This window comes from Deltaproteobacteria bacterium, assembly GCA_019309545.1.
Taxonomy (GTDB): Bacteria; Desulfobacterota; Desulfobaccia; order Desulfobaccales; family Desulfobaccaceae; genus Desulfobacca_B.
Genome location: JAFDGA010000049.1, coordinates 1 through 8,432, shown reverse-complemented (window position 1 = coordinate 8,432; position 8,432 = coordinate 1). Strand labels below are relative to the sequence as shown.

General features: G+C 53.3%; 10 protein-coding genes. 3 read left to right on the top strand and 7 right to left on the bottom strand.

The window, feature by feature from the left end:
- From proA to rplU, 5 genes are all read right to left on the bottom strand, one after another.
- On the bottom strand, window positions 1–392 hold a 392-nt coding region (proA, locus tag JRG72_10910), incomplete at its 3' end, for a gamma-glutamyl-phosphate reductase (GenBank protein MBW2135713.1).
- Between the two features lie 827 nt (window positions 393–1,219).
- Entirely contained in the window at window positions 1,220–2,374 is a 1,155-nt protein-coding gene (proB, locus tag JRG72_10905) for a glutamate 5-kinase (protein ID MBW2135712.1), read from the bottom strand.
- Entirely contained in the window at window positions 2,307–3,386 is a 1,080-nt protein-coding gene (gene obgE / locus JRG72_10900) for a GTPase ObgE (protein MBW2135711.1), read from the bottom strand. The genes proB and obgE overlap by 68 nt, the downstream gene beginning before the upstream one ends.
- Before the next feature lie 11 nt (window positions 3,387–3,397).
- Window positions 3,398–3,652 carry a 50S ribosomal protein L27 gene (rpmA, locus tag JRG72_10895; GenBank protein ID MBW2135710.1) on the bottom strand — a complete coding sequence of 85 codons (255 nt, stop codon included), beginning with the start codon at window positions 3,650–3,652 and terminating at the stop codon, window positions 3,398–3,400.
- A gap of 151 nt (window positions 3,653–3,803) precedes the next feature.
- Window positions 3,804–4,115 (bottom strand): 50S ribosomal protein L21, encoded by a 312-nt coding sequence (gene rplU / locus JRG72_10890; GenBank protein MBW2135709.1) that lies wholly within the window; start codon window positions 4,113–4,115, stop codon window positions 3,804–3,806.
- Window positions 4,116–4,749: 634 nt separating this feature from the next.
- Here rplU and amrA point away from each other — a divergent pair.
- The 3 genes from amrA to JRG72_10875 all read left to right on the top strand — a co-directional run bounded on the left by amrA (window position 4,750) and on the right by JRG72_10875 (window position 7,312).
- On the top strand, window positions 4,750–5,286 hold the full coding sequence (gene amrA, locus JRG72_10885) for an AmmeMemoRadiSam system protein A (GenBank protein ID MBW2135708.1): 537 nt from the start codon (window positions 4,750–4,752) through the stop codon (window positions 5,284–5,286).
- Between the two features lie 71 nt (window positions 5,287–5,357).
- Window positions 5,358–6,503 carry a DUF2333 family protein gene (locus tag JRG72_10880; protein ID MBW2135707.1) on the top strand — a complete coding sequence of 382 codons (1,146 nt, stop codon included), beginning with the start codon at window positions 5,358–5,360 and terminating at the stop codon, window positions 6,501–6,503.
- 206 nt (window positions 6,504–6,709) lie between these two features.
- Window positions 6,710–7,312, top strand: a complete 603-nt coding sequence (locus JRG72_10875) for a CBS domain-containing protein (protein ID MBW2135706.1) — start codon at window positions 6,710–6,712, stop codon at window positions 7,310–7,312.
- A gap of 81 nt (window positions 7,313–7,393) precedes the next feature.
- Here JRG72_10875 and JRG72_10870 read toward each other — a convergent pair whose 3' ends face one another.
- Together JRG72_10870 and JRG72_10865 are read right to left on the bottom strand one after the other, a co-directional pair.
- Entirely contained in the window at window positions 7,394–8,002 is a 609-nt protein-coding gene (locus JRG72_10870; GenBank protein MBW2135705.1) for a GGDEF domain-containing protein, read from the bottom strand.
- Window positions 7,956–8,432 (bottom strand): hypothetical protein (locus tag JRG72_10865; GenBank protein ID MBW2135704.1); only part of this gene is annotated, 477 nt, incomplete at its 5' end. The genes JRG72_10865 and JRG72_10870, both read right to left, overlap by 47 nt.

The following is an 8,432-nucleotide window of genomic DNA, read 5'->3' as shown; positions in this document are numbered from 1 at the left end:
GTGACATTGGGCCGCGACTCATAGATGAAGCCGATCACCCCCAGGGGGATGCGCTGGCGGCCCACTAACAGGCCGTTGGGCCGCCGCCACATGGAGGTCACCGCCCCTACCGGATCGGGCAACTGCACCACTTCTCGAAGGCCGTTGACCATTGATTGGACGACCTTATCGGTAAGGGTTAGCCGGTCGATAAAGGCCGCCGGGTGCCCCTGCGCTTGGGCCGCCTCGACATCCTGACGATTTTCCTTCTGGATCGCCTCTTTTTCTTCCCCTAGCCGGTCGGCAATCAGAGTCAGAGCCTGATTCTTCAATGGGCCGGGCAATGCAGCCAACCGCCGAGCCGCGACCCGGGCTTCCAGGGCCATATTCTTAATCGTCGCAGCAATGTCCATCGCTTCTCCAAACTTCTTTTTATAGTGGCACAGACATCTTGCCTGGGCCTGGAACAGCCGGAAGCCTGTTCCACTAGTTTTATTAACTTTTTGTGACCTACGCTGACAAGCAAGCAGTTTGGGGCTATGAGCGATAAATCGTCCCGCCGGGTTTATTAGGGGCAGGCTGAAAATCTTATTGATACCATAACTTGTTATATCCAGAGATAGGCTGATTAATATTCATGTTTTTAGGGATTGATTAATTTTTTGCTCCAAGTCTTTTATCTCATTTGAAAGATCAGAGGAATATCTGAGCGTTCTAACCATTCTAAGAGCTTTTCCCTTGCGTTTTTCAATACGATTAAGTGATAAAGTCTCTTTCTTTCCTCTGGAAATAGGGGTCTCAGTTCCCCAGGAGAACGATCTTCACCTAATTCGAAACTCCCGAGGAACCTCTCTCTATATCGTTCTGGTAAGATGGGAACCTTTGGACCAGACGGATGCAAAAATATCTTGCATTTTCTGGTTCCAAGTAGTCATCAAGTTCGTCTGTCGTTATTCCTAAACTTCGCGTACATGCCGATGCGACAGTATTCTGATCGATTCGATTCACCCGAGCAACCTCTTTGATAGCGTTGAGGCGGGAAAGGCGAGATTGTCTTACGAGACGGTAGACTTCCAAAACTTGTCGTAGCCCTCTAGGAAGGTTTTCGAGCATCTATTCACCTCTTATGCCTATACCAAATAATGGGGACACCATACAAAATTTTTATCCCTTTTTTCATTCAGCCCCGGCTTCTGCCTGTATAGCACTAAGAAATTAAATAAAGTATCCTCATAATTCCCTAAGTTTCCGTAAACACCACCATATTATCCCGGTGGACGACCTCGTCGTAGCCCTTATGGCCCAGCGATTGTTCGATCTCGGCGGTCTTCAGGCCCTTGATGAGGGCGATATCCTGGGAAGAATAATTGCTCAGGCCCATGCCGATTACCTGGCCCTCGGTATCGGTCAGACGGACCGGGGCCCCGACCCCGAAGCGGCCATTGACCTTGACAATCCCGGCCGGGAGCAGGCTTTTGCCCTGGTGCAGCAGCACCTGACGGGCGCCGTCATCGACCACGATCTCGCCGCGGGGGTTCAAGGTATAGGCAATCCAGTACTGACGGGAGCTGATCTTTTTTAATTGGGGCAAAAACAGGGTCCCCACCGAGTCCGCCCCGCGGCAGACCTGCTCCAGGATGGCCGGGGTCAGGCCGTTGGCGATGATCACCGGAATGCCGGCGGCGCTGGTCTTTTTGGCAGCCTGCACCTTGCTGGACATGCCGCCGCAGCCCAGTACGCCGGGCAACTCGCTGGCTGCCTTCTCCAGACGGCTGTCGATCTTCTCCACCAGCGGAATGAGCCGGGCCTCGGGGTGCTGCCGGGGGTCACAGTCATAGAGGCCATCAGTATCAGTCAGTATAATCAACAGGTCGGCCCCGGCCAGACTGCTGATCATGGCCGACAGGTTATCGTTATCCCCGAAGCGGATCTCCTCCACTACCACCGTGTCATTTTCGTTGATGACGGGGATAACCCCCCAGTTGAGTAGGGTAAACAGGGTATTACGGGCATTGAGGTAACGCCGCCGGTTGGCCAGGTCGTCGCGGGTGAGAAGCAATTGCGCCACCTTTAGCCCGTAACTGGCAAAGGCCTCCTCATAGGTAAGCATCAGGGTGCTTTGACCGATGGCGGCCACCGCCTGTTTCTGGGGGATGCCCTGGGGGCGGCCCGGCAAGCCCATCTTTTTGGAACCGGCGGCAATGGCCCCGGACGACACCAGGATGACCTCCCGGCCCTCGGCCTTGAGGCAGGCGATCTGGTCGGTCAGTTGGGCAATAATCTCCCGGTTCAAACCATCGGCCTGGGTCAGGACGTGGCTGCCGATCTTAATGACCAGCCGTTTGGCCTGGGTCACTATCTGGTGGCGGAGTTGCCTGTGCTTGTTTGGGTTCATGATCATCTGACTCAAATGCTTGCCAGAGGGCAGCCTTGAGCTCCTCCAACCCCTCGCCGGTCAGGGCTGAGAGGGCCAGGCACTGCCGTCCCTGTTGGCGAAAAGCTGCCAGGAGGGTGGATAGCGGAAAATCCTCTGGTAACAGATCTATTTTATTGAGGACTAATAATCGTGGTTTGTCCAGCAGGTGGGGGTCGTAGGCCCGCAATTCTGCCTCCACCTGCTCTACCGGCGCCTCCGGATGTTGCTCGTCAACCTGACCGACATCCACTACGTGCAGCAACAGATGGGTCCGTTTCAGGTGTCTTAGGAAACGATCCCCCAAACCCCGACCCTGGTGCGCGCCGGTAATCAGGCCGGGAATATCCGCGATAATGAGCGGTTCATGGTCCTCATGGGAGAGTACCCCGAGATTGGGCCCCAGGGTAGTGAAGGGATAAGGCGCCACCCGGGCCTTTGAGGCCGTCAGGCGGGTTAACAGTGTAGTTTTACCGGCGTTGGGCAAGCCCAGGAGCCCCACCTCCGCCAATAATTGCAGTTCCAGACGCAGCCGCCGTTCCTGGCCTGGTTCGCCGGGCTGGGCAAATCGCGGCGACCGTTGCCGCGAGCTAGTAAAATGGGCATTGCCTTTGCCGCCCCGGCCGCCGCGGGCCACGGTCAGGCGCTCTCCTGGAGTAGCTAGATCCTGTAGGAATTGTCCGCTCTCAGCGTCGAAAACCAGGGTGCCCGGCGGCACTTCAATGACCAGGTCAGCTCCCCGTCGCCCCTGCTGGCGCTGGCTCTGACCGGCCCGACCCCGTTCGGCCTGGAAGTGGCGTCGATATCGAAAGGTCCTTAGAGTGCGGCAGGAGGCCGAGACCTCCAGCACCACATCGCCTCCATCACCGCCATCACCGCCGTCGGGTGCCCCACGGGGTTTAAAACGTTGCCGCTGAAAGCTCACACACCCTGGTCCGCCTTTGCCGGCGCGGACGGTAATCTCCACTTCATCGGCAAACCGCCAGGGGGGCAAGTGCCCCTCCTTTACGGGGCGTAAACGCTGACCCGTTTCCGGTTGCGGCTCCAGCGCTCAAAGGTGACAATCCCGTCAATTTTGGCGAATAGGGTATAGTCCCGGCCCAGACCAACATTTTCTCCGGGATGAATGCGGGTGCCATTCTGCCGGACCAGGATATTGCCAGCTTTCACCACTTGCCCGCTGAAGCGCTTCACGCCAAGCCGTTTCCCGGCGCTGTCTCGGCCGTTCCGGGAACTGCCTCCGGCCTTTTTATGTGCCAAGGGAATCCCTCCTGTTTATCTAATTAAAACAAACCTTGGGACTTAAGAAATCAGGATTAATCAATACCCCCTGACTGGCACGGGGTAAAATCAATTGAATGGTTTCCGAAATTTATCTGTCAGGAGGCCGATTGCTGTCTGTTAATAAAAATTATACTTTAATTTCCTTAATTTGCAAAGCCGTGTAGAGCTGGCGGTGCCCCCGTTTGCGGCGAAAGCCCTTACGCCGTTTCATTTTAAAGACCAAAACCTTTTTGCCCTTACCCTGGCGAATAATCTGGGCTACCACGGAGACGCCCTCGACCCTTGGTTGTCCTACCTGAATTTCATCGCCGGCAGCAACCATCAACACCTGGTCCAGGACGACCTCATCACCCAGTTCGCCAGGCAGTTTTTCAACCCGGATGATATCCTGGGGGGAGACGCGATATTGTTTGCCACCGGTTTGAACGATTGCGTACACAGTTCCCTCCTCGTTTAATCCTTTTTATATTAAAGAACCTCCTATTGATTGTCAAGCAAATTCACGGGGTCAGGGAAATACAATACCTGGATAACCCTCCTTGGACCGGAATCATGGTCGAATCTAAGGGGGGCTATCTGTTTAGTGGAATAACCCAGCTAGGTCTGGGGGTTGGGGCAATCTGCCAAGCAGGCCCCTTTTTTCCGGTTGACAGTCATAAAAAATATTCGCTATGATAAATACTTAAGAGAAATTGGGCTAAGTATTATTACTCAAGTTATAAAATAATTGCAGAAAGGAGTCCGCCAAGTTTTGCCCAAAAATCGACTCGGCCCAGTTCTTATGCACTAACTTAGCCGATGGATTACGCGGCGGATGGCAACTCTACGTAATTTAGTTAAGCCAATCCCAGGATAATCCTTGTCTTTAGGTTAGAATAACGACCAATCCAGGCTACCGAATCTGTCGCCTGAAGCTCGGTAAGATTGACTCAGACTACCGGAATACAAGCTGATCAACTGTGGTGATGAGGCTAATCATGCTGCCAGGCCGCCATCTGTGGTTCTTTTTCATTTTATGGTTATGGTTAAATTTGGGGCTGTTAACTTATCCAGCAGCGGCTAAGGAGAAAGATATGGCACTAAGCCAACAGGACAAACAGACTCTGCACCAGATCGCCCGGGAAGCAATTTTCGCGGCTTTGCAAAACCAACCACCCCCACCGCTGCCGCCGACCTCTTCTATCTTACAAGAAAAGCGAGGAGCATTTGTTTCCTTGCATTGGCGGGGCCAACTACGGGGCTGTATCGGCCTGATTGAACCGGTTAAACCTCTGGCCCAGGCCATTCAGGAAATGGCTCTGGCTGCGGCCTTTCGAGACCCTCGCTTTCCGCCCTTAACCTCTGAAGAATTCCCGGAGGTGGACATTGAGATCTCGGTGTTGTCTCCGCTGCGGGAGATTAACAAGATAGAAGAGATTGAGGTGGGCCAACACGGGCTTTATATCACCAAAGGCCCTTATGCGGGTCTGTTGCTTCCCCAGGTAGCCACAGAATACCATTGGGATCGGGAAACTTTCCTGCGGGAAACCTGCCGGAAAGCTGGCCTGTCTTTGGACGCCTGGAGAGAGAAGGATACCCGGATCTACATTTTCAGTGCCGAGATATTTTGATATTCAAATTTAAGCCTGGTACGTCCAGCCCTCCGGCCGCGTGGCGACAATTCTTTGAGGTAAAATAGACTATGAGGAAAAATTCTGCCCCCGAGGAGCACAGGCTCCCGGTCATTACCCCGGCTGGTCCTCCAAAACCACCGCCCTCCTGGTTAAAATGGCTGAAGGAGAAACGTTATCTGATCATTTTACTGATCATCCTGGCCTTTCTGGCGACGATTTTTTCTATTTCCGAGACTAGGCGCACCATGCAATTGACTGCCGAGGAAATCACCGCTCGGGAAGCTAGAGTGGAAAAACCCGAAGCCGCGCCGGAACCGCAATCTACTCCGGCCGCAGAAGCCGCGCCGGAACCAGAGCCGGCGGCCCCAAGCCCCACCGAGAGACCGACTCCAGCCGTCCAAGCTCCCTCGGCGGAGGCTCCCTTTCCGCCCCAGCCCAGTGCTGAGCCGGTAGCCGGCGAAGCTTTTACTAACGCGGTCATTAAGATCATGGATGACCAGATCAACAAGACCTGGATCGGCTGGCGACCCAATTCCATCCTGTTTGGGATGCTGAGACTGACGGACAACGTCAATAACCGCCAGCTTGGGGTCCTGGAGGTGGCCCGCCGCACTACCGTCATATTAAATGAAAATATGAGCCGCTTTGCCATCACCGAGGCCTATAACCCCTATCTCAATGAGGCCATGAATTTTTTTATGGTTAGCGCCGATAAATACTGGTTTCCCTCGGCCTCGGGGAAATATCGGGAAGCCATACGCGATCTCCGTCAATACATTGATGACCTGAAACACAAGCGCAGCAAATTTTATCCCCGGGTCGACAACCTGATTGCCCTGATGACCACTTATAGGGACATTCTGGGGAGTTGTTTCCATAACCTGATCAAGGATAAAGAGGCGGACGGCAGCCCGGTATCCTGGTTTATCAGTGACGATTATTTTTATTATTCCCAGGGAGTAGCCCTGGGCATGACTGAAATTCTGGAGTCAGTGAGGGAAGATTTTAGTCGGGAGTTACTGAAGAAAAATTCTCACAAGCTTTTGGAGGATGCGATTCATGCCCTGCACACTGGCTCCCAGTTGAGCCCCTGGGTGGTCACCGATGCTGCCAAAGACGGCATCCTGGCCAACCATCGAGCCAACCTGGCTACCTATATCGGCGAGGCCGAGCATTTTGTCTCCACCTTGCAGACGGTTTTGGCTACCAACTAGGGTCCACACCATCAGCTTAAGCGGCCAAGCCGAGAATCCTGCCTGGGCACATTCTTCCTGATTATTTAGGGGTTGGCCTGACTTATTCTCCGTGAGCATATGGGCAATGCCGGGTGCTTCCGGTTATCCCGACGATTTCTTTATTGGCCTTGAATAAGCCGCCAAAATAGTTTACAATGGCGGCGGACAGGCGAGGGAGGAGAATCATGCGGGTTGGCAGGATTATGATCAGCAAACCGATCACGGTCGCACCGAAAACTAGTGTCCATCAAGCCCTGAAATTAATGCAGCAACACTCCATCCGCCATCTGCCGGTGGTGGAGGGGGAAAAATTTATCGGCTGGGTAACGGCCCGCGATCTTCAACAGGTGTTGTTGGCGGCCATGATCGAAAAGATCGTGGTTCGCGACGTAATGGTGACTGACCCGCTGACCGTCAGCCCCATGACCAGCGTGGAGGAGGCAGCCCATCTGATACATGACTATAAGATCGGCGGGGTGCCGGTACTGGAAAAAGGGCGGTTAGTGGGAGTCCTCACGGTAGCCGACCTATTATCCGCCTTTTTATACATGCTGGATGTCTTGCGCAGCAGTTCGCGGTTAGATGTGGTTTTGGCTGATCGACCTGGAGCTTTTGAGGAGGCCTGCCAACTAATCCACCAGGCGGGAGGAAAAATTATCAACGTGGGTTTGGGTCTGGAAGGCTGCCAGCAACGCACATATTCCTTCCGGCTGGAAAAATGCGAGCTTGATCCCATTATCCAAAGTTTACAAGAACATGGCCATCAGTTACTAGAGCTGATCAGCTAGTTTTAATCCGGATACTGCCATCATCTCTCCGGAGTGCACATCCTCAATGGGGGGGAAATCGAGTTTGCGGATGAACATTAACTAGGCGATTACGACGCGATTGCCGCCGCTCTGTTTAGCCCGGTACATGGCGCTATCGGCATTCTGCACCAATTCCTCCGGATCCATCTTTTCTGTCAGGTCTGCTACTCCAATGCTGACGGTCAAGGGAATTTCCAGATCCTTGATTTTGAATGGCGCCTGGGTAATCGTTTGGCGCAGACGCTCGGCCAGAAAGGCGGCCTTTCTTTTCGGGGTTTGGATCAATAAAATGACGAACTCTTCTCCCCCGTACCGGCAGATTAAATCTGTACAGCGGACAAAACTCTTAAGAAGGTTGCTCAACTCCTGCAAAATCTTGTCACCCACAGGATGGCCGTGCTGATCATTGATGACCTTGAAATTATCCAGGTCCAGAAAAAGTAAAGAAAGGCGGCAGCCATAGCGCCGACAACGTTTAACTTCCTTGCCCAGGACTTCCCAGAAATAGCGCGGGTTGAACAATCCGGTGAGACTGTCCCGGATGGCCAGGCTTTTAATCTGCTCAAAGAGGGCTAGGTTCTTTAGAGCGGTAGCGGTCTGAAACACAAATATTTGGAATATTTCAATCTCTTCCGGAGTAAAGGGAGATTCCCGGCCACAACCCAGCATCCCCACCAGGCTCTGATTGACCCAGACCCAGCATCCCCACCAGGCTCTGATTGACCCAGAGAGGGGACCAAATCAGGCTCTCAATCTGCTCATTCAGACTGCCAGAGCAGAATACTATGGAATGTTCTTCTAATTTTTTCGACCAGGAAATCTCTTTAAAGGGGGAGGTTTCCAACCGGGAGGCCAGGAGTTCCTGTTGCATCCGGTCCTCAAATTGTCGCTTTATTCCCATATCCAAACCTGGCTGGAGGCGGCAGGCAAATTTATCGGGAAGGTTATCCCAGCCCATGAGTTTTATGCCCACGATACTTAATGTAATGGTCTCCCAGATCAGATTGACAAGCAATTCAATGACCTGATCCAAATTCAAGGCCTTGCTTAATCCTTCGCCGATCTGACGGATGCGCTTGAGTTCCTGCAATCGCTGTTG